At 65.4% G+C, this 25,104-nt stretch carries 24 protein-coding genes; 7 read left to right on the top strand and 17 right to left on the bottom strand.

Annotation, left to right across the window (positions count from 1 at the left end):
- Positions 1-33 precede the first annotated feature (33 nt).
- From dctP to H7H34_RS13140, 3 genes are read right to left on the bottom strand one after another with little or no spacing between them, the layout of a single operon-like run.
- A complete protein-coding gene (gene dctP / locus H7H34_RS13130; RefSeq protein ID WP_185925442.1) occupies positions 34-1,023 on the bottom strand; it encodes a TRAP transporter substrate-binding protein DctP in 990 nt (329 codons plus the stop codon).
- 55 nt (positions 1,024-1,078) lie between these two features.
- Positions 1,079-2,377, bottom strand: coding sequence for a TRAP transporter large permease (locus H7H34_RS13135; RefSeq protein ID WP_120267532.1), 1,299 nt, complete (start codon positions 2,375-2,377; stop codon positions 1,079-1,081).
- Positions 2,374-2,844, bottom strand: a complete 471-nt coding sequence (locus tag H7H34_RS13140) for a TRAP transporter small permease (protein ID WP_185925443.1) — start codon at positions 2,842-2,844, stop codon at positions 2,374-2,376. Before H7H34_RS13140 ends, H7H34_RS13135 begins: the two co-directional genes overlap by 4 nt.
- Before the next feature lie 135 nt (positions 2,845-2,979).
- On the opposite strand from H7H34_RS13140, the gene H7H34_RS13145 reads away from it, so the two are divergent.
- Entirely contained in the window at positions 2,980-3,900 is a 921-nt protein-coding gene (locus H7H34_RS13145) for a LysR substrate-binding domain-containing protein (protein WP_185925444.1), read from the top strand.
- A 153-nt stretch (positions 3,901-4,053) separates the two neighbouring features.
- Here the strand turns inward: H7H34_RS13145 and H7H34_RS13150 are convergent, their stop codons facing one another.
- The 4 genes from H7H34_RS13150 to H7H34_RS13165 all read right to left on the bottom strand — a co-directional run bounded on the left by H7H34_RS13150 (position 4,054) and on the right by H7H34_RS13165 (position 8,952).
- Positions 4,054-5,577 carry a tripartite tricarboxylate transporter permease gene (locus tag H7H34_RS13150; RefSeq protein WP_185925445.1) on the bottom strand — a complete coding sequence of 508 codons (1,524 nt, stop codon included), beginning with the start codon at positions 5,575-5,577 and terminating at the stop codon, positions 4,054-4,056.
- A 1-nt stretch (position 5,578) separates the two neighbouring features.
- Positions 5,579-6,073 carry a tripartite tricarboxylate transporter TctB family protein gene (locus H7H34_RS13155; protein WP_185925446.1) on the bottom strand — a complete coding sequence of 165 codons (495 nt, stop codon included), beginning with the start codon at positions 6,071-6,073 and terminating at the stop codon, positions 5,579-5,581.
- 91 nt (positions 6,074-6,164) lie between these two features.
- A complete protein-coding gene (locus H7H34_RS13160; protein WP_185925447.1) occupies positions 6,165-7,151 on the bottom strand; it encodes a Bug family tripartite tricarboxylate transporter substrate binding protein in 987 nt (328 codons plus the stop codon).
- Positions 7,152-7,230: 79 nt separating this feature from the next.
- Entirely contained in the window at positions 7,231-8,952 is a 1,722-nt protein-coding gene (locus H7H34_RS13165) for a thiamine pyrophosphate-binding protein (protein ID WP_147421812.1), read from the bottom strand.
- A gap of 149 nt (positions 8,953-9,101) precedes the next feature.
- Here H7H34_RS13165 and H7H34_RS13170 point away from each other — a divergent pair, with 149 nt between their 5' ends.
- Positions 9,102-9,785 carry a GntR family transcriptional regulator gene (locus H7H34_RS13170; protein ID WP_120267525.1) on the top strand — a complete coding sequence of 228 codons (684 nt, stop codon included), beginning with the start codon at positions 9,102-9,104 and terminating at the stop codon, positions 9,783-9,785.
- 114 nt (positions 9,786-9,899) lie between these two features.
- Here the strand turns inward: H7H34_RS13170 and H7H34_RS13175 are convergent, their stop codons facing one another.
- On the bottom strand, positions 9,900-10,667 hold the full coding sequence (locus H7H34_RS13175) for an SDR family oxidoreductase (protein WP_209006368.1): 768 nt from the start codon (positions 10,665-10,667) through the stop codon (positions 9,900-9,902).
- Positions 10,668-10,732: 65 nt separating this feature from the next.
- Positions 10,733-11,062: a nuclear transport factor 2 family protein gene (locus H7H34_RS13180; RefSeq protein ID WP_185925449.1), complete on the bottom strand. Its 330-nt coding sequence runs from the start codon at positions 11,060-11,062 to the stop codon at positions 10,733-10,735.
- Between the two features lie 159 nt (positions 11,063-11,221).
- Here H7H34_RS13180 and H7H34_RS13185 point away from each other — a divergent pair, with 159 nt between their 5' ends.
- Positions 11,222-12,127, top strand: coding sequence for a LysR family transcriptional regulator (locus tag H7H34_RS13185; protein WP_185925450.1), 906 nt, complete (start codon positions 11,222-11,224; stop codon positions 12,125-12,127).
- A gap of 21 nt (positions 12,128-12,148) precedes the next feature.
- Here the strand turns inward: H7H34_RS13185 and H7H34_RS13190 are convergent, their stop codons facing one another.
- Positions 12,149-12,991 carry a helix-turn-helix transcriptional regulator gene (locus H7H34_RS13190; protein WP_245165071.1) on the bottom strand — a complete coding sequence of 281 codons (843 nt, stop codon included), beginning with the start codon at positions 12,989-12,991 and terminating at the stop codon, positions 12,149-12,151.
- An 85-nt stretch (positions 12,992-13,076) separates the two neighbouring features.
- Between H7H34_RS13190 and H7H34_RS13195 the strand changes: the two genes are divergently transcribed.
- Positions 13,077-14,537 (top strand): MFS transporter, encoded by a 1,461-nt coding sequence (locus H7H34_RS13195; RefSeq protein ID WP_185925452.1) that lies wholly within the window; start codon positions 13,077-13,079, stop codon positions 14,535-14,537.
- Positions 14,538-14,642: 105 nt separating this feature from the next.
- On the opposite strand, the gene H7H34_RS13200 is transcribed toward H7H34_RS13195, so the two are convergent.
- Both H7H34_RS13200 and H7H34_RS13205 read right to left on the bottom strand, forming a co-directional pair.
- Positions 14,643-15,047: a hypothetical protein gene (locus H7H34_RS13200; RefSeq protein ID WP_120267519.1), complete on the bottom strand. Its 405-nt coding sequence runs from the start codon at positions 15,045-15,047 to the stop codon at positions 14,643-14,645.
- Between the two features lie 32 nt (positions 15,048-15,079).
- The gene (locus tag H7H34_RS13205) at positions 15,080-15,400 is read right to left on the bottom strand and encodes a hypothetical protein (RefSeq protein ID WP_185925453.1); all 321 of its coding nucleotides are present in this window, start codon (positions 15,398-15,400) and stop codon (positions 15,080-15,082) included.
- Between the two features lie 94 nt (positions 15,401-15,494).
- Between H7H34_RS13205 and H7H34_RS13210 the strand changes: the two genes are divergently transcribed.
- Positions 15,495-16,397 (top strand): AraC family transcriptional regulator, encoded by a 903-nt coding sequence (locus tag H7H34_RS13210; RefSeq protein WP_209006218.1) that lies wholly within the window; start codon positions 15,495-15,497, stop codon positions 16,395-16,397.
- A 6-nt stretch (positions 16,398-16,403) separates the two neighbouring features.
- On the opposite strand, the gene guaA is transcribed toward H7H34_RS13210, so the two are convergent.
- Positions 16,404-17,969 carry a glutamine-hydrolyzing GMP synthase gene (guaA, locus tag H7H34_RS13215; RefSeq protein WP_067216209.1) on the bottom strand — a complete coding sequence of 522 codons (1,566 nt, stop codon included), beginning with the start codon at positions 17,967-17,969 and terminating at the stop codon, positions 16,404-16,406.
- 245 nt (positions 17,970-18,214) lie between these two features.
- On the opposite strand from guaA, the gene H7H34_RS13220 reads away from it, so the two are divergent.
- Entirely contained in the window at positions 18,215-19,429 is a 1,215-nt protein-coding gene (locus H7H34_RS13220; protein ID WP_185925454.1) for a tetratricopeptide repeat protein, read from the top strand.
- Positions 19,430-19,506: 77 nt separating this feature from the next.
- On the opposite strand, the gene H7H34_RS13225 is transcribed toward H7H34_RS13220, so the two are convergent.
- Positions 19,507-20,805 (bottom strand): RsmB/NOP family class I SAM-dependent RNA methyltransferase, encoded by a 1,299-nt coding sequence (locus H7H34_RS13225; RefSeq protein WP_120267517.1) that lies wholly within the window; start codon positions 20,803-20,805, stop codon positions 19,507-19,509.
- A gap of 389 nt (positions 20,806-21,194) precedes the next feature.
- Here H7H34_RS13225 and H7H34_RS13230 point away from each other — a divergent pair, with 389 nt between their 5' ends.
- The gene (locus tag H7H34_RS13230; protein ID WP_185925455.1) at positions 21,195-21,431 is read left to right on the top strand and encodes a hypothetical protein; all 237 of its coding nucleotides are present in this window, start codon (positions 21,195-21,197) and stop codon (positions 21,429-21,431) included.
- Between the two features lie 98 nt (positions 21,432-21,529).
- On the opposite strand, the gene guaB is transcribed toward H7H34_RS13230, so the two are convergent.
- The 3 genes from guaB to H7H34_RS23460 form a co-directional block, all read right to left on the bottom strand.
- Complete coding sequence (gene guaB, locus H7H34_RS13235; RefSeq protein WP_120267515.1) at positions 21,530-23,032, bottom strand: IMP dehydrogenase; 1,503 nt, start codon at positions 23,030-23,032, stop codon at positions 21,530-21,532.
- A 187-nt stretch (positions 23,033-23,219) separates the two neighbouring features.
- Positions 23,220-23,918 carry an RlmE family RNA methyltransferase gene (locus H7H34_RS13240; protein ID WP_185925456.1) on the bottom strand — a complete coding sequence of 233 codons (699 nt, stop codon included), beginning with the start codon at positions 23,916-23,918 and terminating at the stop codon, positions 23,220-23,222.
- A 9-nt stretch (positions 23,919-23,927) separates the two neighbouring features.
- Positions 23,928-25,043, bottom strand: coding sequence for a Ppx/GppA phosphatase family protein (locus H7H34_RS23460; RefSeq protein ID WP_371811398.1), 1,116 nt, complete (start codon positions 25,041-25,043; stop codon positions 23,928-23,930).
- Between the last annotated feature and the right edge of the window lie 61 nt (positions 25,044-25,104).

Below are 25,104 nucleotides of genomic sequence, written 5' to 3' on the forward strand. Positions count from 1 at the left end.
AGCGCGGCGCCGCCCGGCAGGCAAGAGGCAAGGTCAGTTGCGGGCGCTGTCGAGAACGGAGCGCGCCCAGTCCTCGCCGATGTCCTTCAGCACCTCGGGCCAAACGGCCGCGCGCACCGTCTCGGCCATCGCCGACAGCTGCTCGTCGGAGAGCTCCACCACAGTGGTGCCGAGCTCGTCAGCGAGCCGCTTCTCGTTCTTCGCCTGGTCCTGCTCGGCAACGGTCCAGCGCAGGGTCTCGAACTCGGTCGCGACACGCTGCATCGCCGCCTGGACGTCGGGGTTCAGGCCCTCGAACACCTCGGTCGAGATGATCATGAACCAGACCTCGAAATGGGTGTTGGCGGGAATGTAGGTCTTGGTCACATCGCGGAAGGAGGAATAGTAGCCCTCCGCGCCCGAACCGATCACCCCGTCGACCACGCCGGTCTGGATCGCGGTGAAGGCTTCCGAGAACGGGATCGGCGAGGGAATGTAGCCGAGCGCCTCGCCGGTGAGCTGGAAGCTCTTGATACCGGGGACGCGCACCTTGATGCCCTTGGCCTCGGTCGTGCCGGGCGTCACCGCGTCGCGGTTGAGGGCGATGCCGCCGAAATAGACCGGATAGGCCGCCAACATCGTGATGTCCTGCCCGGCAAAGAGCTCCGCCATGGTGGCGTGCATCGCGCCGCCCCGGCCGTAGACCTTGCGCGCTTCCTCCCAGTTGGAGGCGAGGAACGGCAGGGAAGCGATCTGCATCCGGCGGTCGGCAGCGGTCGCCGCCGGCTGGACGGACATGTCGATGGCCCCGACCGACACGCGCTCCTGCACGGTGGTGTAGTCGCCGAGCGCAGAGGCGGCGAAGATCTGGATATTGACCTCCCCGGCGCTCGCCTCGCGGATCGCATCGGCGAAGACCTTCAGCTCGGTGTCGATGGTCGTGCCCTGCGGACGGACATGGCTCATCTTCAGGTCTGCGGCCTGGGCAAGACCGGCGGTGGCGAGCCAGACTGCAGCGGCGGTGATGTGCAGAACGTGTTTCATGGTACCTCCTCTTTGGGTTTCTAAAAGGTCGGGTTTCTTCTTGTTGTTGTCGGGGTCAGTAGCCGAAGAGCCTCGGCAGGTAGAGCGACAGGTCCGGCCAGAACGAGGTCAGGAAGACGACCGGCAGGTATCCCGTGACGATCAGCATCATCGCCGGCGGGATCACCTTGGTGACCTTCACCTTGCCGATGCGCGCACCGAGATAGAGGATCGAGGCATAGGGCGGCGTCACACCGCCCATGGCCGTGTTCACTCCCATGATCGCGGCGAACTGCACGGGCGAGACGTCCATCGCCTGCATCAACGGCATCAGGAGCGGGGCGACGAGGAGAATGGCCGTCGTGTCGTTGACCACCATGCCGATCAGGAAGAGCAGCAGGTTGATCAGGATCAGCAGCAGGACCTTGTTCTCGGTGATGCCGAAGATCGCCTGGACGATCTGCTGCGGGATGCCCTCGTAGACGAACATCTGGCCGACGATCATCGAGAACAGGATCATCAGCATGATCGCGCCGACCGCGGTGGCCGCTTCCTTGCCGGCGAACAGGAAGTTCTCGAGCTTCAGCCCCTTGTAGACGAGGAAGCCGACCGGCACGGCGTAGATCACCGCGAGCGCCGCCGCCTCTGTCGGCGTGACGATGCCGCCATAGATGCCGCCGAGAATGATCACCGGCATCAGCATCGCCGGGAAAGCGTGGACACCGCGCCGCGCCACCTCGCCGGCAAGCTCCCCGAGCGCCGGCTTTTCATCCAGCACCAGGTTGAACTTGCGCGACATCCACAGGTTCACGACCGAGAAGTTGAACATGATCAAGAGGCCCGGCCCGAGCGTCGCCAGAAAGCAGGCGAGGATCGAGGTCTCGGTCACCCAGCCGAACAGGATCATGCTGAGGGATGGCGGGATCAAGAGGCCGAGGATCGAGGAGTTGGCGATCAGCGCCGTTGCGTATTCGCGCGGGTAGCCGCGCTTTTCCATCTCCGGGATCAGGAGCGGGCCGATCGCCGAGATGCCGGTGAGGCCAGAGCCGGAGATCGCACCGATCACGGCGCAGCTCACCGCCGCGACGATGCCGAGGCCGCCGCGCACATGGCCGACAAAGGCGTTGACGAAGCGCAGCAACGAGGCCGCGATGCCGCTTTCCGACATCACCGCGCCGGCAAGCACGAAGAGCGGAATGGCCAGCAGAACGGGATTTCCCAACTGCTGGAAACCCCAAAGCACCATGCCCTTCATGGTGACGTCGCCGAGATAGTACATCACCATCAGCGCGGCGCCGAAGCACCAGGGCAGCGGAACGCCGAAGGACAGCGTGACGACGAGGGCGGCAATGGCCAGCAACGCGATCTCGATCATCGTGCCGCCTCCCCTGCCAGGGCGCGGACATGGCCGACCATGTGGATCACCGTGTAGAACATCATCAACGCAAGGCCGATCACCAGCGCCACATCCGAATAGAAGGTCGGGATGTAGAGTGTCGGGCTCTCCTTCCACACGCGCCAGGCGTAGCGGGTGAAGTCCCAGGCCCAGTAAAGCAGCCAGAGGCCGATGATCAGACTGAGGATCTCGCCGATAATGGCGAGGATCGTGTGCTGTCGCTTCGTCTTGAGGAAGATCTCGAGAACATTTGCCCTGATATGGCTGTTCTCCCGCGAAGCATTGACCGCGCCCAGGATGTAGAGCCAGAGCGTCGGATACATCATCGTCTCCTCGAGCCCCATCACAGGAACCTGGAAGACATAACGCGTGAGCGCCTGAGCAAACTGGCCAAGGGCCACGATGCATATCAGCGTGGTCAGCAGGTATTTTGCAAACCTGTCCAAAACACTCCTCCCTCTCATGACGGTCTTGCGAGCGCCACAGCAACCTCCATTGCAGTTGCCATTGTCGGATTTGCTATGGCATAAAATCAAATTAGAATTACTGCTATATCCATAGAGTGGGTCTATAGGTCGGGCATGAACCTGTCGTTCCGCCAGTTGCAGACATTCGTCGAGGTGATGCGCACCGGCTCGGTCTCCGAGGCGGGGCGCTCCCTCGGCCGGACGCAGCCGGCGGTCAGTGCCATGATCTCCGGCCTGGAACGGGAGATCGGCTTTCCGCTGTTCGAACGCGAGCGCGGCCGGCTGATCGCCCGGCCAGAGGCTCATTATTTCCTGGAAGAAGCGGAGTTCGTGCTGGAACGGCTGTCGCATTCGGCACGCACGCTCCAGGAAATCGGCAATCTGGAAAAGGGCAAGCTCCGGATCGCCTGCAATCCGGCGGCATCCGGCTTCTTCATGCCCAAGGTGGTGGCGGGCTTCCTGCGCGAGCGGCCGCAGGTCGAGGTGTCGCTGATGATGCAGTCCTCGGTGGTCATCACCGACTGGATCGCCTCGCAGCAATACGACATCGGCCTTGCCGAAACGTCCGAGCCGAGACGCACGATCCGCGCGCAGAATTTCGCCTTTCCCGGGCTTTGCGCAATGCCCGTGGACGATCCGCTGACCGCCCGCAAGGTGATCACTCCGGCGGATCTCGACGGGCGGCCGCTCGCGATGCTGTACGACGATCACGTCACCGCGGTGCAGACCTATCGTGCGTTTCGCGATGCGGGCGTCCGGCTCAACCGCCGCTTCGAGCTGCGCACCTTCCTGCCCGCGCTACAGCTCGTCTCGGAAGGGTTGTGCTGCGCGATCTGCGACAGCTTCACCGCCATCAGCCATGAGGAAACGTTCGGACGAGCCAGCAGCATCGTCTTCCGCCCGTTCGAACCGGAAGTGAAGCTCGACCTGTCGCTGATGACGCCCGCCAACCGTCCGCTCTCCATGCTGGTGCAGGAATTCGCCGCGGAGCTGGCCGGCCAGTTGGCCGAGCTCGCCGCAAGGCGGGACTGGTAAGCCGCCGGGCACGGGCGGTCGGCACGGCCTGGAGCCGCTGCGCGGTATGCAGGCGGCAGGGCGCTGCGGCAAGGAACTGTCCCCCGGCACATGGGGCCATCAAGGCCGGGGGACGCCATGGCCAGGGGAAGCCACGGCCGGGAAAGCGGGCTGTTACGCCCCCTCCCCCTTTTGAGCTGCAGCAGCAAGGCGCGCTGGCCGGATCCGCAGGAACCAGACGAAGGCCGCCGTCATCAACAGCAGGATGACGCTCGCCGGGCTGCGCAGGAAGATCGTCGGATCGCCTTCGGAGACGATCAGCGAGCGGCGCAGGAACTCCTCGAAATAAGGCCCGAGGATCACGCCCATCAGCGCCGGGACGACCGGATAGCCGAAGCGGCGCAGGAAGTAGGCGAGCACGCCGATGGCCAGCGCCATCCACATCTGGAAGATCGAGAAGGACGAGGCATAGACGCCAACCATCGAGATCAGGCCGATAAAGGCATAGAGGAAACCCCGGTTGATCTGCGACAGGCGCAGATAGACCGGACCGAAGGCCAGCACCGACACGAAGACGAAGATCGAGGCGACGAAGAGTGCGGCGAACATCGGAGCGATCAGCGGGAAATTCGCGCCCAGCAGCGCCGGCCCGGGAACCAGGCCGTGGATCAGCAGCACGCCGAAGATGATCGCGGTCACCGCATCGCCCGGAATGCCCATGGTCAGCAACGGGATCACCGCACCGCCGCACATGGCGTTGTTGGCGCTTTCGGAAGCCGCCAGGCCCTCATAGGAGCCCTTGCCGTACTGTTCGGGATGCTTCGAGCCGCGCTTGGCATCGGCATAGGCGATGAAGGAGGCCATCGACGCGCCGCCGCCCGGCAACATGCCGATCACGACGCCGATGACCGAGCTCTTGACCGAGTTCCACACGCCGATCTGGCGCAGGTGCTCGCGACGGGGAATGAAGTCGCGCCGGCGCGGCCGCGCCACTTGCGCGGCAGATACGCCCTGCACCAGCTTCGCCGGCATGCCGGACTGCGCGATCATCTCGCAGATGGCGAACAGGCCGATCACCGCCGGCAGCAATCCGACGCCCTCGATCAGATGGTAGCTGCCGAAATCGAAGCGCCCGACCGGCGCCATCGGATCCATGCCGACGGTCGAGATCATCAGACCGATGGCCATGGCGACCATCGCCTTCAACAACGACCCTTGCGAGACGATGGTCACGGTGACGATGGCCAGCAGAACGAGCGAGAACTTGTCCGGCGTGCGGAACAGAAGGGCCAGACTGCTGACGGGCTGGGCCAGCGAGATCAGCACCACGGTGCCGATCAGCCCGCCGATGGCGGAGGACAGCGCGCTGACGCCCAGCGCCTGTACCCCTTCGCCGCGCTTCATCAGGGCATTACCCTCGATCGTGGTGATCGCCCCGGACGGTGCGCCCGGGATGTTCAGCGTGATGCCGGTGATCGAGCCCGCATAAATGCCGGCCATGTAGATGCCCGCCACCATCACCAGCGCATCGGCAACCTTCATCCCGAAGGTGAAGGGCAGCAGCAGGGCGATGGCGAGCGTCGCGGTGAGACCGGGAATGGCACCGAAGACGATGCCCAGCAGAAAACCGCCGATGAGATAGAGGAAGGTTACGGGGTCGGTGAGCGCCAGGAAACCGTCGGCAAGCTGTCCAAACATCTCACAACTCCCACATCGGCAGGTAGAGCCCGAACAGCTTCACGAAGAACAGCCAGCCGAACACCGTGATCGCGGCGGAGGTCAGGACGGCAAAGATCACCGACCGGCCCCAACTGCCGCTTTGTTCGTAGTTGAAGAACAGGGAGATCGCGAAGGTGTAGAGCGCGGCGGCGACGATATAGCCGGCGTAGAAGAACACGATCACGAACAGGCTGATCAGGGTGATGGCCACCAACGGGCCGACAATGCCGACCCGCGGGATCGCGCTCAGGGCGCGCTCGGCATCTGGCACCGGCTCGGGGCTGCGGAATTCGTCGACCAGGATCTTCAGAACCGCGACATAGACGAAGCCGCACAGCAGCATCGGCATGAAGGCCGGGCCCGGCTCGCCGGTCACAAAGGGGAACGGCATGATCAGCACCTGGCTGGCATAAACCGTATTCAATCCGAGCAGGACAAATGCAAACAGCACCTGCCCCGTGACACGTCGCGTCATTGGCATACCCTCCTGCGCCGGCAAGACGCAGTCCCAAGGCGGATCAGGAACGCAAATCGGGCGGGACCACTCGGCCCCGCCCGACTAGGCCTTACTTCTGCAGCAGGCCGTCGGCGATCAGCTGGTCGATCAGCGCGAACGCCTTCTTCTGCGACTGCTCGACATAGGCCGCGGTCTCGTCCGCGTTCATCCACACCGCGCCCATGCCCGTCTCCTTGGCGGTCGCCTGGAACTCGGGCATCTCGAAGACAGCGGCAAAGCCTTCCTCGAGGGTCTTGCGGATGGCCGGATCGACCTCGGCCTGGGTGCCGACCAGGCGGAAGCCGCCCCACACGACGTCATAGCCGGCTTCCTTGAAGGTCGGGACCTCGGGGAAGTTCGGATCGCGCTTGTCGGCCATCACGCCGAGCACACGGGCCTGGCCGCTGTCGATGGCCGCATAGGCGGCGGAGATGCTGATGGAGGCCGCCTCGGTCTCGCCGGAAAGCAGAGCCTCGCGCTGCGCGGCCGAACCGCCCGGATACGGGATGTGCTGCACCTCGATGCCCGCCTGGCTGGCGAAGTCGAGCGCCGGAAGGTGCCAGACACCGCCGGTGCCGACATTCGAGATCTTCAGCGTGCCCGGCGCGGCCTTGGCGGCCTCGACGAACTCCTGGAGCGTCTGCCAGGGCGAGTCGGCACGCACCACGATCGCCGTCGGGTGGACGGTGACCGAGCCGAGATAAGCGAGCTGCTTGGTATCGAAGCCCGGCACCAGATCGTAATACGGCACGGTGATCACGCTGTCCCAGGTCAGCGAGCCGATGGTGTAGCCGTCGGGACGCGACTTCATCAGGCGCAGCGTGCCGACGCCGCTCTGCGCACCGGTGATGTTCTGCGTGTTGATGCCGACGCCGAGCGACTTCTCGGCAAAGCTCATGAAGGTCCGCATGACGGTGTCCGTGCCACCGCCAGCGCTCCACGGCATGATGTGAACGAAGTCTTTGCTGGGATAATCCTGGGCGCCGGCCGCCGGCGCGAACGGCAGCGACATCGCCGCGGCCACGATCAGGGCCTTGGACAGGTTAGCGAATTTCATGAGCTCATTCCCTCTGGTTTGCTGGTGTTGATTGAAAGCCCGGTGAAAAAGGGGATGGCAGGCCCTGCCCGCCTCTGGGTCAGGCGAAATACGGCAGCTTCCGCTCCTTGGCCGAGCGAACCCAGGCCGGCACGAAGGGGACGATCTTGTCCTGCGAGGGCACCATCATCTCGATGAAGTTGGCGCCCGGATTGGCGATCGCCTCGCTGAGCACCGCCTCGATCTGGTCCTCCGAGGTGATCCGCGCCGCCTTGAAGCCGAAGCCTTCCGCCACCTTCACGTAGTCGACGGCGCCGAAATCGGTGGTCCAGGGCGCATCGACATTGTCGAGCAGGATCGCCTCGCCGCGGATCCAGCCATAGGTGTCGTTGCGGGTCAGGATGACGGTGATGTTCTTGCCGCTGCGGCGGATGGTCTCGAAGTCGCCGAGCACGAAGGCCAGCGAGCCGTCGCCGGTGAAGGAGATCACCGGCCCGTCCGAGGCGAAGGCCGCGCCGATGCCGGCCGGAACCGAATAGCCGAGCGAGCCCATCGAGTAGTTGGTGATGTAGCGGCGCCCCGCCTCGCGCACCGACATCAGCGCCGACGGATAGATGGCGCTCACGCCCGGCTCGGCGGTGACGATGGCATCGGCCGGCAGGATGCGGTCCAGCACCTGCGTCAGCTTGACCGGCGAGACGGTGCCTTCCGGCATCGGCATGTTGGAGTTGAACACCGCATCGAGCGCGGTGCGCTTCATGTCCGTAAGGTCGATCTTGTCGCGCTTGACGGCAGGATGCTCGGCGCGGATCAGCTCGACCATGTATTCGAGCGTGGCACGCGCATCACCCACCATGCCGACCTTCAGCGGGAAGTTGTTGCCCACATGCGCCTCGGCGATGTCGAGGTGCAGGAAGGTCTTGGTCTTCGGGTCGCCGTAGAGCTTCCAGTGATCGGTGCCGCTGGAATCGGTGTTCGAGCCGATGAAGAAGACCGTGTCGGCCTCGCGGACATAGGAGTTGGAATACTCCATGCCGCCGCGCGCACCGATCACCCGCAGCGACAGCGGGTGGGTCTCGGGGATCACGCCCTTGGCGGGCGTGGTGGTTCCGACGGGGATCTGCAGCAACTCGGCAAGGTCGAGCACGGCCTGCGTCGCCTTGGAGATGAGCGCGCCCTGTCCGCAGACGATGACCGGCTTCTTTGCGGCCAGCAGCACATCGATTGCGGCACGGATCCGGCTGTGATCGGCGACCGGACGGTGGGCGGGGAAGAACTGGTACTCCGGCTCGGCATAAAGGTCGGTGATCTCCGCCTCCTCATGGAAGACGTTGATGGGCACGCGGATATGCACCGGCGCCGGACGGCCGGAGGTGGCGACGCGGAAGGCGCGGCGCAGCAGGAACGGGATCTCGGCGACCTTGGTGAGGACGAAGGATTCCTTGCAGATGGCGGCGTAGAGCGCCGTCTGGTCGACGCCGGTCAGGCCGTGCTTCTTGTCCTGGTTGATGGGGATGTCGGAGCTGAAATAGATCACCGGAACCGAGCTGAGATAGGCCTCGGTGATACCCGGCGTGCAATGGGTGACGCCTGGGCTCGGGGCCTCCAGCACGCAAGGACGGCCGGTGATCTTGGCATAGGCCTCCGCGGCGAAGGAAGCGGTCCGCTCGTCGCGGGTGAGCACGTATTCGATGTTCGAGTGCTCCTGCCATTCCTTGTACCAACCGATGGTCGTCTCCCCCGGAAGGCCGAAGACATGCCGGACGCCATGCAGCTCCAGCATCTTCAGGATGACCTGAGCGCCATTCATCGTCTGTGTCACGAAAGCCTCTCTCGTCGCCGCGCGCGATCTTGCATTCCATTCTGTATACAGGACGATACACAGAACAAAACACAATTCAATTGTTTTTTCGGGACCGATGGCTAGAGTGATTTGCAGGGACGGCGCGGGAAGTGGAACTCATTGAAAAAATGACAAGAACCGAAGGAAGTGTTGAGCGGACGTACCGGGAGCTCAAGGAAATGGCGGCGAATTACCGGTTCAAGCCGGATTCACGCCTGAACGAGAGCGAGCTGGCCAAGAAGCTCGACACCAGCCGAACTCCCTTGCGCGAGGCGCTCAACCGTCTGGTCGCCGAAGGGTTCCTTACCTTCCGCAGCGGCCAGGGCTTCTTCTGTCGCTCGCTGACGCCAGCCGAGATCATGGACCTCTACGAGGCCCGCGCCGCCATCGAGTGCGAGGCGGCCAAGCTCGCGGCCCTGCGGGCCAAGCCCGAGGATGTCGCGGCACTGGAAACGTTCCTCAACGAGTCCCGTGTCGACTACCAGCCCGGCACGTCGCCCGTCGATCTCGTGCGGCTGGACGAGGAGTTCCACACGCGGCTGACCGCGCTCTCCGGCAATGCCGAGATGGTGCGGATGCTGGAGAACATGAACGGACGCATTCACTACGTCCGTCTGATCGACCTCAAGACGCTGTGCGAGCGCGACGGGCCCGACAGCGTGACCACGGACCCGCACCAGCGGATCCTGGAAGCCGTGAAGCGCGGCGACGCTGACGCCGCGCGGGCCGAAATGGCCGCCCATATCGAACGGCGCCTGGAATCGATCACCGAGAACGTGCGCAACGCCTTCGCGCAGCTCTACGCACCCTGACGCCATCGCTCGGCCGCAGCCGGCCTTGCCCGCGCGCCGAGATCGCTACCGGACGAACTCGAGAAGAAGGGCGGACGGGATCTCCCCCCATCCGCCCGTCCTGCAGTGCAGCTCTCACACCGTCGGCACGGTGCCCCCGTCGATCACATATTCGGTGCCCGTGATGCTGCCGGCCCGCTCGGATGCGAGGAAGGCGACCAGATTGGCGACCTCCAGCGGCGTTGACGGCCGGCCGAGCGGGATGCCGCCGAGCGAGGCCATGATCAGCCTCTTGCCCTCCTCGATCCCGACACCCTGTTCCGCCGCCAGCCGCTCGGCCAGATGCACGGAGGCCTCGGTCTCGATCCAGCCCGGCGACACCCGCACGACCCGCACCCCGCGCGGCGAGACGTCCTTCGAAAGAGCCTTGCTGTAGGTCGACAGGGCAGCCTTCGCCGCCGCATAGGCGGTCGTCGCCTCCGGCAGGGGCAGTACCCGTTGGATCGACGTCACGTGGATGACGACGCCGCTGCCGCGCGACACCATGTCCGGCACCAGCTCCCGGTCGAGGCGGACCGCCGGCATCAGGTTGAGGTTCAGCTCCCGGCCCCACTCCTCATCGGTGAGAGCAAGAAAGCCGCCCGCGGGGGCAGAGGAGCCACCGAGCATATGCACGAGGAGATCCACCCCGCCCATCCGCTCGCGTGCTGCAGCAGCCAGGCTTGCGCATCCCTGCGCGGTGGTCAGGTCTGCCGCGAAGAACCCGTCGTCGGACTGCCCCTCGGTCCTGTTTCTGGCAGAGGTCAGGACTTGCGCACCAAGCTGGCGAAACAGCTCGACGGTTGCGGCCCCTGCCCCGCGCGTGCCGGAGGTTATCAACGCCCGCTTGCCCTCAAGGCTCAGGAACGGGGGCGCGTCCGAACGTGCTGATGCCTGCCTCTGGCCGGTGGCGACCGGCGGACGGCCGCTCACGGGACGATCTCCAGCTCCGCGATCTTCCCTTCCCTGAGGAGAAAGAAATATCGCAGGTCGACGGGACTGCCCGGGAAGTCACCTTCCAGATGGCTGGTCACCACTGTCCGCTCGCCATCTCTGGCACAGGAGAACGGCACGCAGGTGTAGCTGTATTTCGCCGAGGCATCGGCCTTCCAGCGCCGGATTTCCTCAAGGCCCGAATGCGTCCTGCGCTCGTCCCTGACGACGGCGTCACGGGCAAAACAGCCCAGCATCGCGTCGACTTCATTGTCCCTGTCGGCCGCGAAATATGTCGCGACAACAGAGGGAAGACCGATGGTCATAACCGTGTCCTTTCATTCGCCTGTTCCGGCGGCGGCAAGCACGGGGCCCAAGGGTGCGGACCCCGCCCGTCTGCCGGCGCTTGTCGCACCAACTTATGGATGGACCGGCGCCCCGATAAGCGGGATAAAGAGGGACGTTAAATCTCGAAAAACGGGACAATGATCCGACACAGCCTGATCGAACTGGACGCCGTGCTCGCCATCGCCCGCCGCGCCTCGTTTCGCGCCGCGGCGCTGGACCTCGGCATGTCGACGACGGCGCTCAGCAACACGATCGCCAAGCTGGAGCGCGAACTCGGAGTGCGCCTGTTCAACCGCACGACGAGAAGCGTGTCGCTGACCGACGCGGGGAGGAATTTCGTCGAACGGGTCGGACCGGCCCTCCAGGACATTCACGGCGCGATGGATGCTGTCCGCTCGCAGCAGGACACGCCTTCAGGAGTGCTGCGGATCAACACCTTCGCCACCGCCGCCCGCGCGATCCTGTCCCCGCTCATCCTCCGGTTCCTGCAGCGCTATCCGCAGGTGCAGGTCGATATCGTCACCGAAGGCCGGCTGGTCGATATCGTCGCCGAAGGTTTCGACCTCGGGCTGCGCAGCGCCGATCTTGTTCCCAGCGACATGATCGCGGTCAGGCTGGGACCGGAACGCCGTTTCGCCGTCGTCGCATCGCCGGACTATCTGAAGGAGCGGGAAAGACCGCGCGTCCCGACGGACCTTCTGCGGCACGAATGCGTGCGCGTCCGGCTGCCCGACGGCAGCCTTTTCCGCTGGAAGTTCGAGAAGGACGAAAAGCCCGTCCAGATCGACGTGAAGGGCCGCCTGACGCTCGATGAAGCGAGCCTTGCGCGCATGGCTGTGCTGGAGGGAACCGGCATCGGCTTCTTCATGGAAGAGGACGTGCAGCAGGACCTCGCGGCCGGCCGGCTGGTGCGGTTGCTGGAGGACTGGACGCCCCGGCAACCGCCGCTTTGCCTGTACTATCCGGGCCGCAAAAACCCCTCCGCCGCGTTCAGGGCCCTTGTCGAGATGGCCAGAGGCCTGGCCGCCGAACCGGCGAGCTAGGTCCGCGAAGATGGGCAGGCTCTAGACACGGCTGGCCTCGGCGCTTTCTCCGCGCATCGGCAGCGGCTGCTCGCTTTCGGCCTCCGCGTAGAACACGAGCCGCAGGTGCGTTTCCTCATCCACGATGAAGGACGAGTGATCGAAGACAACCGCGCCCCTGCCCTCGATCATGAAGCTCCGACGGCCTTCGCAGCGCCCATGCACGTCGTGCTGGTTCCACAGCACCTTGAACGAGGGGGAGACCTCTTCCAGCGCCCCAACCAGCGCGACCATGCTTTCGTCCTCCGGAGCCCTGGCAAAGTCCCGCCTGAAACTCGCCAGAACCTGCGGGGCCTGGACCGCCCATTCCACGATCCGGCTGTTCAGCCGGTCATCGGCGAACAGCATCCAGAGCATGTTCCGCTCACCGGGATCTCGCGGCTCGAACCCGAACAGCTGCTCGGCCGCAGCGTTCCACCCGATCACGTCCCAGCGCAGGTTCAGCACATAGGAAGGGCGCCGCGTGAGGTCGTCGAGCAACAGCCGCACCAGCGGGGGCAACTCGCACCAGGCCTGCCCCGCCACGGCGGGCGGGCGCTGGTGGGCGAGCAGGAACAGGTGCCTCCGCTCGATTTCATCCAGTTTGAGAACGCGGGACACATTGTCGAGAAAGGCGGCGGAGACCGTGATGGCCCGGCCCTGCTCCAGCCACGTGTACCAGGTGATGCCAACACCGGCGAGCGCGGCGACCTCCTCGCGGCGAAGCCCCGGCGTCCGCCGCCTTTTCCCGACCGGCAAACCGACGTCGAGCGGGGACAGGCTCTCCCGCCGCCGCCTCAGGAAATCCGCCAGTTTGGAGCGCGTACGATCCAGCCGGCTGTCCATCATATCGCTCCCAGTAACACCATAACTTGTTCCATAGTAACATGTTAGAGGCTGTGGCATGCGACTTCAAGAAACTGGAGTTGTCATGACCATCGATACCCCCACCACCGCCCCCTGCCCCTCTCGAGCCGCACAGGAAACCCGCCCTTCGGCTCTGGCGCTGGCCATCCTGTTGCTCGGCGGGTTCATCACCGTTTTCGACCTGTTCGTCGTCAATGTCGCCATACCGTCGATGCAGGCCGACCTTGGCGTGAGCTTCGCCGAAATCGGCTTCGTCATCGCCGGATACGAGCTGGCCTTCGGTGTGCTGCTGATCGCCGGCGGACGGCTTGGCGACCGCCATGGCCGGCGGCGCCTGTTCGCGCTCGGCATGGCTGGATTTGCCCTCACCTCCTTGCTCTGTGGCCTCGCCCCCGACGCCACGAGCCTGATTGTGGCCCGCCTTCTGCAAGGCGCGACCGGAGCGATCCTGTTTCCGCAGGTCTATGCGCTGCTACGCGTCATGTATGACGAGGCAGGCCGTCGCCGGGCCTTCGGCCTTCTCGGCATGACGCTCGGAATGGCGGCAATCGCCGGACAGGTCCTCGGCGGTCTTATCGTCGAGAGCGATCTGTTCGGGCTCGGCTGGCGGATCATCTTCCTCATCAACCTGCCGATCGGCATCCTCGCCCTGCTGGTGGCACGCGTCATTCCGGAATCGCGGTCTTCCAGGGCCATGAGCGTCGATTGGCCGGGGATCGGGCTTGCAACGGCCGGTCTGCTGCTCCTGCTCCTGCCGCTGCTCGAAGGCCCCAATATCGGCTGGCCGCTGTGGACATGGGCCAGCATGGCCGCCTCGCTGGTACTGCTGGCCGCGTTTCTCGCCTGGCAGCATCTGCTTGCACGACGCGGCGGCGATCCCGCCATCGACCTCGCCTTGTTCCGCAACGCCGGGTTTTCCGCAGGCTCCGTGGTTGTGCTTCTGGTCTACTCGACATCGACGTCGCTGTTCCTGTGCTTCGCCCTGCTGGTGCAGTCCGGCCTTGGCCTGACACCTTTCGCGGCCGGCACGCTGTTCGCACCGGCAAGCGTCGGCTTCGTCGTCGCCTCGCTGGTGGCCCCGAAGCTGGCGACGCGTTTCGGAAACAGGGCGATCGCGGGCGGCGCACTCGTTTACGCGGCAGGGATCGGCTGGCTGATCGTCACCGCATCCGGTCTGGAACGCAGCGCCGAAGCACTCGCGCTCTTGCCGCCGCTGGTGCTGTTCGGCTTCGGCCAGGGCCTCTCGATGACCCCGCTGCTCAATCTGGTCATCGGCTATGTCGAGGAAAACCATGCCGGAATGGCCGCCAGCTTCATCTCCACCATGCAACAGGTCGGCGGAGCCTTCGGCGTTTCCGTTGTCGGCATCTTCTTCGTCGGCATTCTCGCCAGCGATGCCGGCGAAGGCATAGGCCAAGCAGGTCGCTATGCCGGCGCCTTCTCCGGCGCGATGCTCTACAACCTCGCCGCCGTCCTTGTCGCGGTTGCCCTCATCGTCTGGATCACGAGAAAGAAAGCCGGATGAAGCAAGCGAACCACCATGCGCTTGCGCGGGGGCGGCTCTCAGGAGCCATCTTCGGCGGCGTGGATGAAACCCGTTGCGAACCAAGAATGTATCGTCACGTTTTCGTCAGGTAGCGGTCGACCCAGCGTGATCCGACAGCAGTTTTCGCGCGATCGCCATGGCCTCGTCACGTGACGGGGCAAGCATCATTGGGTAACCCCAGAACTTTGCGAAGGTGATGCCGAACGCCTTGAACGCGAGACGCTTGGCCGCGCTCGGCTCGACGATGATCATCGCCAGCACGAGCTTGCGCAGGCCAGCCTTGTTCTTCTTCATCCACAACGCCGTACGCTTTCTGTCCTCCGGCGAATGCTCATGGTCTTCGCTCGGGACGGAATCCGTCAGCACCACGAACGGCTCTCCCCGCTTCAGATTCTCTTCAAACGACGCGAAGTCTTCATCGTGGTCATGATCGGGGGCGTCTGCATAACTCATCCAGACGAAGGGAAAATTTGAGTTGTCCATTGGCATGGGTTGCGTCCTTTGTCGGTCATTCATGCAGATCATGCGGTCCGAAGGCGCCGCCAAGACAGCGTGGTCAAGACCACGAGAACCCCGCCGAAGATGAGAGACGCCCGATTGGCGGCCGGCCGATCGATCTGCGCCAGCAGAGCCGGGATCACCCAGGCACAATAGAAGGCAGAGATCGCCCATACTTGCGCGACGTTGAAATTGAGCGAAGGCATCGCCCCTTGCGCCACGGCGGAGACGTTCAAGGAGGAGAAAATCTGGATCGTACCGTAGATTGTCACGCCAACCGCTGTGACAAGCCAAACGAGCGGAAGTCGGCTTTGTCTCTTTTCGTCCATCTCAGGTCCATCCATCCGCAATCTCGTTCGCGGGCGGCGCCCACGCGGGCCGGAGCCTTGCCACCGACGATAGATGGATAGATAGATCTGCGAATGGCGTCATTGCGCAATGCAGACATTATATGTTTCATTTCGGCCAAATGAGTGTCGCAGCGAGGCCCCCGTGCATCTGGATCTCCGTGGAGATTGGTCTTCGTATGTCGATGAGGTCCCCCGCGATCTCGTCGCGATCAATGGTGTCGGCAGCCTGGAGAGCATGGAGCGATCAAAGCGTCACCATCATGAAAAGGCGCAGCTGCTCTATTCCGCCCGCGGCGTCATCAACTGCGAGGTCGATGACGGCGTCTGGATCGTGCCGCCGCAGTGCGCCATCTGGATTCCCGGCAGTTTGCCGCATGCCGCATTCGGTTCGGGCGAGGTGGAGTGCATCTGCCTTTTCGTCGCGCCGGATGCGGCTGCGAACCTGCCGGTCAAATGTTGTACGATCGCGGTTTCGGGTTTGCTGCAACATCTGCTGGTCAGGGCCAGCGAGCTTCCGGAGCGCTACGAGATCGACGGCCCGGACGGTCGTGTCGTTTCTGTCCTTCTCGACGAACTGGCCAAGGCCCCAGTCGAGGAACTCTGCCTTCCGATCCCCTCTGACCCGCGCCTGAAACATCTTGCCGGGCTTCTGGTCTCATCGCCGGCGGATCATGCGACGGTTGCCGAGTGGGCCTGCCGGGTCGCGCTCAGCGAGCGCAGTCTCAGCCGCATGTTGATGGAGGAGATCGGCATGAGTTTCGGCCGCTGGCGTCGCCAGTTGCACGTCATCCTCGCGCTTCGGCGGCTGAGCGCCGGCCAGACGGTCCAGACCGTCGCACTCGACCTCGGCTACGAGAGCGCCAGCAGTTTCGTGACCATGTTTCGCAAGATGGTCGGCAAGCCGCCCGGCCGCTATCTCCTGGAACGGCAGGAGGCCGTTCCTATCCCGAGATCAGACCCGCCGCCGAAATCACGCTATTGCCGCCGTTAGTATCCCTCACTCCCACTCGATGGTTCCGGGGGGCTTGGAGGTGATGTCGTAGGTCACCCGATTGATGCCCTCGACCTCGTTGATGATCCGCGTCGCGGTCTCGCCGAGGAATTCGTGGGTGAAGGGATAGTAATCCGCCGTCATGCCGTCGACCGAGGTCACCGCGCGCAGGGCGCAGGCATAGTCGTAGGTCCGCCCGTCGCCCATCACGCCGACGGTGCGCACCGGCAGGATCGCCACGAAGGCCTGCCAGATCTCGTCGTAGAGCCCGTGACGGCGGATCTGGTCGATATAGACCGCATCCGCCTTGCGCAGGATGTCGAGCTTCGCCCGCGTGATCTCGCCCGGGCAGCGGATCGCAAGGCCGGGTCCGGGGAACGGATGACGGCCGATGAAGCTGTCGGGAAGGCCGAGCTCGCGCCCGAGCGCCCTCACCTCGTCCTTGAACAATTCGCGCAGGGGCTCGACCAGCTTCAGCCCCATCTTTTCCGGCAGGCCGCCGACATTGTGGTGGCTCTTGATCGTCACCGACGGACCGCCCGAGAAGGAAACGCTCTCGATCACGTCCGGATACAGCGTTCCCTGCGCCAGGAACTCAGCGCCCTCGATGCTGTTCGCATGCTTCTGGAACACGTCGATGAACAGCTTGCCGATGGTCTTGCGCTTCACTTCCGGATCGCTGACGCCCTCCAGCGCCGACAGGAACAGCTCCTGTTCGTCGGCATGGATCAGGCGAATGTTGTAGTGGTCGCGGAACATGGTCACGACCTCTTCCGCCTCGCCGAGGCGCAGCAGGCCGTGATCGACGAAAACGCAGGTGAGCTGGTCGCCGATCGCCTCATGGATCAGCACCGCCGCCACCGAGCTGTCGACGCCGCCGGACAGGCCGCAGATGACCTTCTTGTCGCCCACCTGCTCGCGGATCTTGCGGATCGCCTCCTCGCGATAGGCGCCCATCGTCCAGTCGCCGGTAAAGCCGGCCAGCTTGACGAAGTTCTCGTAGAGCCGCTTGCCGTTCGGCGTGTGGTGCACTTCCGGGTGGAACTGCACGGCAAAGAACTGGCGCTGCGGATCGGCGGTGATGGCGAAGGGCGCATTGGGCGAAGTGCCGAACACCTCGAAGCCCGGGGCCAGCCGGCTGACATGGTCGCCGTGGCTCATCCAGACCTGCTCGCGCCCGCCGTCGAACCAGCCGTCGAGGAAGGGCAGCCGCTGCTCGGTCGGCGTGACATAGGCCCGGCCGAACTCCGCCGTTCCGCCGCCGCCGGAGATCTTGCCGCCTTCGACCTGGCCGCCGAGATCCTGCATCATCACCTGCTGTCCGTAGCAGATGCCGAGGATCGGCACGCCGAGCTCGTAGACGGAGGCCGGCGGACGCGGCGATCCCTGGCGGGTCACCGAATCCGGGCCGCCGGAGAAGATCACCGCCTTCGGCCGGAACTCGGCCAGAAAATCGTCGGTGACGTTCTGGAAGGGATGGATCTCGCAGTAGACGTTCAACTCGCGCAGACGCCGCGCGATGAGCTGGGTTACCTGCGAGCCGAAATCGATGATGAGGAGCTGGTCGGTCATGGGCAGCTAATAGCCAAAGCGTGGCGGGTTTTGAACAGGAATCTTGTGCCCTCAGCCCTGCATTTGTCGCAATGCCGCAATCTTGCCGGACGGCTGCGGATAACTGCGGGAACGGGCGCAGGAACTTTGACCATCTGGACGAAGCACCCTACGCTCCCGCAATGACCTGCCTTGAAGACCGCGCGGCCGAATCGCCGCTGTCGGACCGCAATGGCACTAGCGCGGCTCAGGAGCCCACCCGATCCATGGCCTCATTCCTTTCGCCGCCCGAAGCCTCAGATGCTCTCATCGCGGCCGCCGCACGCGAATCCGCCGGCGACTTCAACGGCGCCCTCGACATCTACCGTGCGCTGATGACCCGCGATCCGGAGGATTTCGAGGCCCGCTACCGCGCCGGCACCGCGATGATGCGCAAGGGCGACCTTGAAGAGGCGGTGACCTTGCTGCGCCAGGTGGTGTTCACCCGCCCCGAGCATGGCCCTGCCCGCGCCAATCTGGGCAATGCCCTGCTGCTGCTGGGGCGCTACGACCAGGCCCGCGAGGCGTTCCTGGCCGTGCTCGACTTCGACCGCGACAACCGCAATGCTCTTTACGGCCTGTCGACGATCCTGATCCGCTCCGGACGCCATGCCGAGGCCGCTCCCCATGCCCGCCGCCTGCTCAAGGCCATGCCGGAAAGCGCCGCGGCGCTGACGCTGGATGCCGATGCCCAGGCGCCGCTCGGCAATGTCGCGGCCGCCATCGCCCAGTATCGCCATGCCCTGCGCCTCGACGAGACCTATGTGCCGGCCCTGAAGGGGCTGGCCCGGACCCTGTTCCGCCAGGCCAGGCACGATGAGGCGCTGGACGCGGCCACCCACGCGGTGGCGCGTGGCGCCGCCGATGCCGAGATCATGGCCCTGCTCGGCTCCATCCACCTTGCCGGCGAGCGCTGGAGCGAGGCAATCGAGGCCTTTGCCGATGCCCAGGAACTGGAGCCCGACAATCCGGAGCACCCGATCCAGCTCAGCCATGCCTGCCGCAAGGCCGGCGATCTCGCCGGCGCCCTGTCCAACGCGCGCGCCGCCTGGGAACTGGATGCCGACAACCGCGCCGCCGGCAACGCGCTCGGCACCGCCTTGGCCGCGGCCGGGGCCGGCTTGCAGGCCCGCAGCGTGCTGATGGCCTCCGGCCAGCGCGACCGCGTCCCGACCGGGGTCTGGCGCGATCTCGACGTGCTGGTGCCCCAGCTCGAACAGCAGGCGGTGGTGCGGGCGCAGGAAGCCGCAGAACGTGCCGAACGGCTGCTGGCCGAACGCCAGCATCACGCCGAGGAACAGCCCGCGGCGGACGACACGTTCCCCGAGGCCGTTGCGGAAGCAGGCGAAGGCGGCGAGATCAGCCACGCGGACAGCGAAGCTGCAGAGCAGGACGAGCCCGCGCGCGAGCCGGAGAACCTGCCGCTCTTTCCCGGCATCTGACGGCGCACAGCCTTCCCGAAACGAAAGAGGCTGCCCGCAGGCGGCCTCTCGCATCAGATATCGCTCACACTTTCGGCTCAGCCCTCTTCGCGCCGCCGCAGCAGAGCGATGAAGAAGCCGTCCGTCGCGGTGCGCGCAGGGCTCAGCGTCGCAAAGCCCGGCTCCTCGAAGCGCGGACGCGGCGCGGCATCGCCGAACAACTCCGTCCAGCGCGGCTCCAGCGAAACCGTCTCGAATTCACCCGCCTCGGCCAGGAACGCCCGCACCTGCTCGCCATTTTCGCAAGGCAGCAGCGAGCAGGTCGCATAGAGAAGGTGCCCGCCCGGACGCACATGCCGGCTTGCGGCAGCCAGCACCTCGCGCTGTTCGCGCACGCGCGCGGCCAGCGCATTGGGCGTGATGCGCCACTTGGAATCGGGCCGCCTGCGCCAAACGCCAGTACCCGAGCACGGCACGTCGACGAAGACGAGATCCATCCGCCCTTCCAGATCGGCAAGCGATGTGGCGTCCGGATCGCGAACCTGAACGTTGCGCGCGCCCGCCCGCTGCAGCCGCTCGAAAATCGGCGCAAGGCGCAGCTTGCTGGCATCATGGGCATAGATCTGCCCGCGATTGCCCATGGCACCGGCCAGCGCCAGCGTCTTGCCGCCACCGCCCGCGCAGTAGTCCAGCACCTGCGCCGGCTCGACCGATGCGGCAACGAGCGCAGCCACCTGGCTCGCCTCGTCCTGCAACTCGAACCAGCCCTTGCGGAATCCCTCCTCCGCCTGGACATGCGGCGCGCGCTCCTTTCCCAGCGGCGGCTCGATCCTCAGCCCCACCGGCGAGATCACCGTCTCGTGCAAGGACAGGTGCGAAAGCTTGCGCAGCATGCGCTCGCGGTCGCCCTTCAGCAGGTTGACGCGCAGATCGATGGGCGCGCGAGCGGCAAGCGCCCTGCCCTCCTCGATCGCGGCATCGCCGAAAGCCTCGTGGAATTGCGGCCAGAGCCATTCGGGAATATCGGCCGCCACATGCGGAGCCATGTCCGCAGGAGCCTCGGCTCCGAGCCGCAGGACCTCGTCCTCACTCAGCGGTTCGGGAGCAAAACGGTCGCCGTCGAGGACCGCAAGAAGGCCCTCCACGCCAAAGCCCCAGATCCGCGCATAGGTGGCGAACACCAGCGCGCGCGGGCTGTCGTCCTGCATCGTCGCGGCCAGCGACAGCCGCCGCCGCAGAGCGTCGAACACGAGATTGGCGATGACCAGTCGATCACCCGATCCCGCGAAGCGATGCTGCCGTCCCCAGTCGCGCAGCGCATCCTGCACCGGGCGCCGCGCGTGCTCGACATCGCCGAGAATCTCGATTGCCGCCGCAAGGCGGCCTCCGTCCTTCATCTTCCGTGCCCTCGAAATCCATCCATGCGCGCCGGCCTGTCGCGAATTTGCCCGCGACGCGCAGCCGCTGCCCTGTGGCGCGACGCACAAAATCTGCCGGCAAGCCCGTCACCGCCCCATCGGTCGGCACTGCGCCCTTTCGGCTGCTTTAGCCGATCCATCTCGGATTGCCAATCTCTGGGCGCCTTTCCGGGTTGGCGTGTGCCCTGCTGATTTCCCGGTCATCTTCCCGCAGGGATTGTATTAATGATCAACCTGAGGTAGGAATGACTTGTTATTATTTACAGAGAACACCTTTAACTCAACCAATACGTGTCAATCAGTAGAATAGAAATAACGCTTCCATAACGTCCTCCAGCGCCAAATCTTGCCGACCGAGGGAGGATGCCATGCGCAAAGACATCAACCAGCCATCAGCAAACCCCACAACGGATCCCGAAAAGGAAATTCGCGCCTGGAAGGCGTATTTCGCATATGCCGCGCAGGACGTGACCGCGGAGGCCCCAGAGCTCCTCGTCGCCTGCGCCCATCGCCTTCTGGAGATGTCGCGGGAACCGCGCGCGCCCCGTCGCGGAGGCCGGCGCCGTGCCGCGCCTGTCGCGGCCGCGGAAGCTGGCGCGAGCTGATCGACCGGCGTTCAAGGCAAGAGATGCCGGAAACGGCAGCGGGCGGGAGATGTCTCCCGCCCGCTGCTTTTTACTGTCAGCTGTCAGCCGCCCCGCGCTCAGACGCCGCCGGGATAGTTGGGGCTCTCGCGGGTGATGGTCACGTCGTGGGCATGGCTTTCGCGCAGGCCCGCGCCGGAGATGCGCACGAACCGCGCCTTCTCCTGAAGGTCGGGAATGCTGCGAGCGCCGACATAGCCCATGGCCGCGCGCAGGCCGCCGCCGAGCTGGTGCAGAACGCTGGCGAGCGGTCCCTTGTAGGGCACCTGCCCCTCGATGCCTTCCGGCACCAGCTTCAGGGTGTCGCGCACCTCGGCCTGGAAATAGCGGTCTGCGGAGCCGCGGGCCATCGCGCCCACCGAGCCCATGCCGCGATACGCCTTGTAGGAGCGGCCCTGGTGCAGATAGACCTCGCCCGGGCTCTCGTCCGTACCGGCGAGCAGCGAGCCGACCATGGCTCCGGACGCGCCGGCGGCCAGCGCCTTGGCCAGATCGCCGGAGAACTTGATACCGCCGTCGGCGATGACCGGAACGCCATCCTTCTCGGCCGCCGCACAGGCTTCCATGATCGCCGTCAGCTGGGGAACGCCGACGCCGGCAACGATGCGTGTGGTGCAGATCGAGCCGGGCCCGATGCCGACCTTCACCGCATCCGCGCCCGCGTCGATCAGCGCCCGCGTGCCGTCGCCCGTAGCGACATTGCCGGCCAGCACCTGCACCGCGTTGGACTGCGCCTTGACCCGGCGCACCATCTCCAGCACGCGCTCGGAATGACCGTGCGCTGTGTCGACGACAAGCAGGTCGACGCCCGCATCCATCAGCCGTTCCGCCCGCTCGAAGCCCTCCGGCCCGACGCTCGTCGCAGCCGCGACCCGCAGGCGGCCCTGCTCGTCCTTCGAGGCATTGGGGTTGAGCTGCGCCTTCTCCATGTCCTTCACGGTGATCAGGCCAACGCAGTTCTGGCGATCATCGACGACAAGCAGCTTCTCGATGCGATGGGCGTGCAGCAGGCGCTTGGCTTCCGCCTGGCTGACCGTGTCGCGCACGGTCACCAGTCCTTCACGGGTCATCAACTCGGCAACGCGCTGCGCCGGATCGGAGGCAAAACGCACATCGCGGTTGGTCAGGATGCCGACCAGACGACCGACATGCTGGCCGCCGGCGCCGCCGTTCTCCACCACCGGCACGCCGGAGATGCCGAAGCGCTGCATCAGGTCCAGCGCCTGCTGAAGCGTCGCGTCCGGGCCGATCACCAGCGGGTTCACCACCATGCCGGATTCGAACTTCTTCACCTGGCGGACCTGCTCGGCCTGCTGGTCGACGGTCAGGTTGCGGTGAATGACGCCGATGCCGCCGGCCTGGGCCATGGCGATGGCGAGACGCCCTTCCGTGACGGTGTCCATCGCGCTCGACAGGATCGGCAGGTTCAGCTCGAGCTCGCGCGTGATGCGGGTGCGCAGGTCCGTTTCCGCCGGCAGGACCTCGGAATGGCCCGGCATCAGCAGGACGTCGTCGAAGGTCAGAGCCTCCGTACCGTGAATGGACTGGTAGAATGCGGGCATAGGCCAATTCCCCTTTCAGGAAAAACGAACCTCGTCCGGTCGGGAGGCGTCCGGAAGAGCGATCGCAGATGGGAGAAGTTGGCGCGGGTCATTAACACGCGTGCGACGGGAAGGGAAGCGGGATCGCGGAAGGAGCGGTCCTTCCGCGAGCTTTTCTTCCAGGAGCCGATACGGCCGGCGCCTCGTCTCAGTCCTTGCGGCCGCGAAAACCCTTCGCAAGCACATAGAGTTCCGGGCTTTCCTTGCGGCTCGCCGGAGGCTTGATGTGATGCACCGTCTGGTAGTCGCGCTTCAGCTCCGAGAGCTGGTCGTTCTCCGCACCGCCGCGAAACACCTTCGACAGGAAGGCACCGCCCGGCGCCAGATTCTCGCGGGCAAAGAGAGCGGCGACCTCGAACAGGTGAGTCGTGCGCAGGTGATCCGTCTGACGGTGCCCGGTGGTCGGCGCCGCCATGTCGGAGATCACAAGGTCCGGCGCATGCCCGCCGAGCGCCTGCAACAGGGCCTCGGGTGCATCGTCGTCGAGAAAATCCTTCAGCAGCAGCACGACGCCGGGAAGCGGCTCGACCTCAAGATAGTCGATACCGACGATCAGCGGGTCAGCGTCGGTCGAGCCGGTCTTGGCCGCCGCCACCTGGCACCAGCCGCCAGGCGCTGCGCCCAGGTCGACAATCCGCTGCCCCGGCTTCAGCAGCTTGTGCTTCTCGTCGATCTCCAACAGCTTGTAGGCCGCACGCGAGCGATAGCCGTCGATCTTCGACCGGCGGACATAAGGATCGTTGAGCTGGCGCTGCAGCCAGCGGGTGGAGGAGTTCGACCGCTTGCGCGCGGTCTTCACCCGCTCGAACATGCCGCGGTCGCCGCGTCCGCGGCTCGAAGTGGTCATTGCCTTGTCCTATCTCGTGCGCCCGCGCGGGCGCTGTCGGTGCGGCGGCTTGCGGCGCCAGACATTGTCGGCGGCCATCAGCTCCATCAGGATGCCTTCGCGCAAGCCCCGATCGGCGACACGCAGCCGCTGACAGGGCCAGCGCCGCCGGATCGCCTCGAGGATCGCACAGCCGGCCAGCACCAGATCGGCCCGGTCGGCGCCGATGCACGGGTTGTCGACGCGCTCCTCATAGGGCATCGCGCGCAGCCGCTCAATCATCGCGGTGACGTCTTCGTTGTCCATCCACGCGCCGTCGACCCGGCGCCGGTCGTAGCGCTTCAGGCCGAAATGCACGCCGGCCAGCGTGGTGACGGTGCCGGAGGTGCCGAGCATGTGCACCTTGCCGTCGCAGATGGCGGCGCTCAGCTCGCGCCCCAGCGTGAAGGCCTCCAGATGCGCGCGCGCGTCGTTGACCATAGCCTCGAACGTATCGGCGGTGACATGGCGTCCGCCGTGACGCTCTGCAAGGTTGACGACACCGACAGGCAGCGAGATCCACGCCCGGATGAAGCGGGTGAGCGCCACGCCGCGCGCACCGCAGCGGTTGCGCAGGTCCAGCCAGACGATCTCCGAGGACCCGCCGCCGATGTCGAACAGCACAACGCCATTGGCATCCGGGCACACGAGCGAGGCGCAGCCCGCCACAGCCAGACGCGCCTCGGTTTCGCGCGAGGCGATCTCCAGCGCAAGCCCGGTCTCCTGCCGCACGCGCTCGATGAATTGCGGGCCGTTTTCGGCCGCCCGGCACGCCTCGGTCGCAATCAGGCGGAACCGCTCGACGCCGCGATCCTCCAGCTTGTCGCGGCAACAGGCCAACGCCTCCATCGCCCGCTCCATCGCCGCATCGCTCAGGCGGTTGGTATGGCCGAGCCCCTCGCCCAGCCGGACGATGCGCGAATAGGCATCGACGACCCGAAAGCCGCGCTGCTCTGGGCGCGCCACCAGCAGGCGGCAATTGTTGGTGCCGAGGTCGAGTGCCGCGTAGAGGCGTCCCTGCGCCTCGTCGGAGACGTCCGGTACATCGCGGGAGACATGTCGCGGCGAACCGGAAGCGCAAGGTGATTCGTGCCCGCTCGCCGCCACCTCCCGGCGATCGCGACCGACAGGTTCCGTTCCCGGCGCTCGCGCTGCAGCTGGCCTGACG

Origin of the sequence: Stappia sp. 28M-7 (genome assembly GCF_014252955.1) — a bacterium.
GTDB lineage: Bacteria > Pseudomonadota > Alphaproteobacteria > Rhizobiales > Stappiaceae > Stappia.

Excerpts from the sequence above, each read along its gene's own strand:
- dctP (WP_185925442.1), bottom strand. The coding sequence starts at position 1,023 with ATGAAACACGTTCTGCACATCACCGCCGCTGCAGTCTGGCTCGCCACC.
- H7H34_RS13135 (WP_120267532.1), bottom strand. The coding sequence starts at position 2,377 with ATGATCGAGATCGCGTTGCTGGCCATTGCCGCCCTCGTCGTCACGCTG.
- H7H34_RS13145 (WP_185925444.1), top strand. The coding sequence starts at position 2,980 with ATGAACCTGTCGTTCCGCCAGTTGCAGACATTCGTCGAGGTGATGCGC.
- H7H34_RS13150 (WP_185925445.1), bottom strand. The coding sequence starts at position 5,577 with ATGTTTGGACAGCTTGCCGACGGTTTCCTGGCGCTCACCGACCCCGTA.
- H7H34_RS13155 (WP_185925446.1), bottom strand. The coding sequence starts at position 6,073 with ATGACGCGACGTGTCACGGGGCAGGTGCTGTTTGCATTTGTCCTGCTC.
- H7H34_RS13160 (WP_185925447.1), bottom strand. The coding sequence starts at position 7,151 with ATGAAATTCGCTAACCTGTCCAAGGCCCTGATCGTGGCCGCGGCGATG.
- H7H34_RS13170 (WP_120267525.1), top strand. The coding sequence starts at position 9,102 with ATGACAAGAACCGAAGGAAGTGTTGAGCGGACGTACCGGGAGCTCAAG.
- H7H34_RS13180 (WP_185925449.1), bottom strand. The coding sequence starts at position 11,062 with ATGACCATCGGTCTTCCCTCTGTTGTCGCGACATATTTCGCGGCCGAC.
- H7H34_RS13185 (WP_185925450.1), top strand. The coding sequence starts at position 11,222 with ATGATCCGACACAGCCTGATCGAACTGGACGCCGTGCTCGCCATCGCC.
- H7H34_RS13190 (WP_245165071.1), bottom strand. The coding sequence starts at position 12,991 with ATGGACAGCCGGCTGGATCGTACGCGCTCCAAACTGGCGGATTTCCTG.
- H7H34_RS13195 (WP_185925452.1), top strand. The coding sequence starts at position 13,077 with ATGACCATCGATACCCCCACCACCGCCCCCTGCCCCTCTCGAGCCGCA.
- H7H34_RS13200 (WP_120267519.1), bottom strand. The coding sequence starts at position 15,047 with ATGCCAATGGACAACTCAAATTTTCCCTTCGTCTGGATGAGTTATGCA.
- H7H34_RS13205 (WP_185925453.1), bottom strand. The coding sequence starts at position 15,400 with ATGGATGGACCTGAGATGGACGAAAAGAGACAAAGCCGACTTCCGCTC.
- H7H34_RS13210 (WP_209006218.1), top strand. The coding sequence starts at position 15,495 with ATGCAGACATTATATGTTTCATTTCGGCCAAATGAGTGTCGCAGCGAG.
- guaA (WP_067216209.1), bottom strand. The coding sequence starts at position 17,969 with ATGACCGACCAGCTCCTCATCATCGATTTCGGCTCGCAGGTAACCCAG.
- H7H34_RS13220 (WP_185925454.1), top strand. The coding sequence starts at position 18,215 with ATGGCCTCATTCCTTTCGCCGCCCGAAGCCTCAGATGCTCTCATCGCG.
- H7H34_RS13225 (WP_120267517.1), bottom strand. The coding sequence starts at position 20,805 with ATGAAGGACGGAGGCCGCCTTGCGGCGGCAATCGAGATTCTCGGCGAT.
- H7H34_RS13230 (WP_185925455.1), top strand. The coding sequence starts at position 21,195 with ATGCGCAAAGACATCAACCAGCCATCAGCAAACCCCACAACGGATCCC.
- guaB (WP_120267515.1), bottom strand. The coding sequence starts at position 23,032 with ATGCCCGCATTCTACCAGTCCATTCACGGTACGGAGGCTCTGACCTTC.
- H7H34_RS13240 (WP_185925456.1), bottom strand. The coding sequence starts at position 23,918 with ATGACCACTTCGAGCCGCGGACGCGGCGACCGCGGCATGTTCGAGCGG.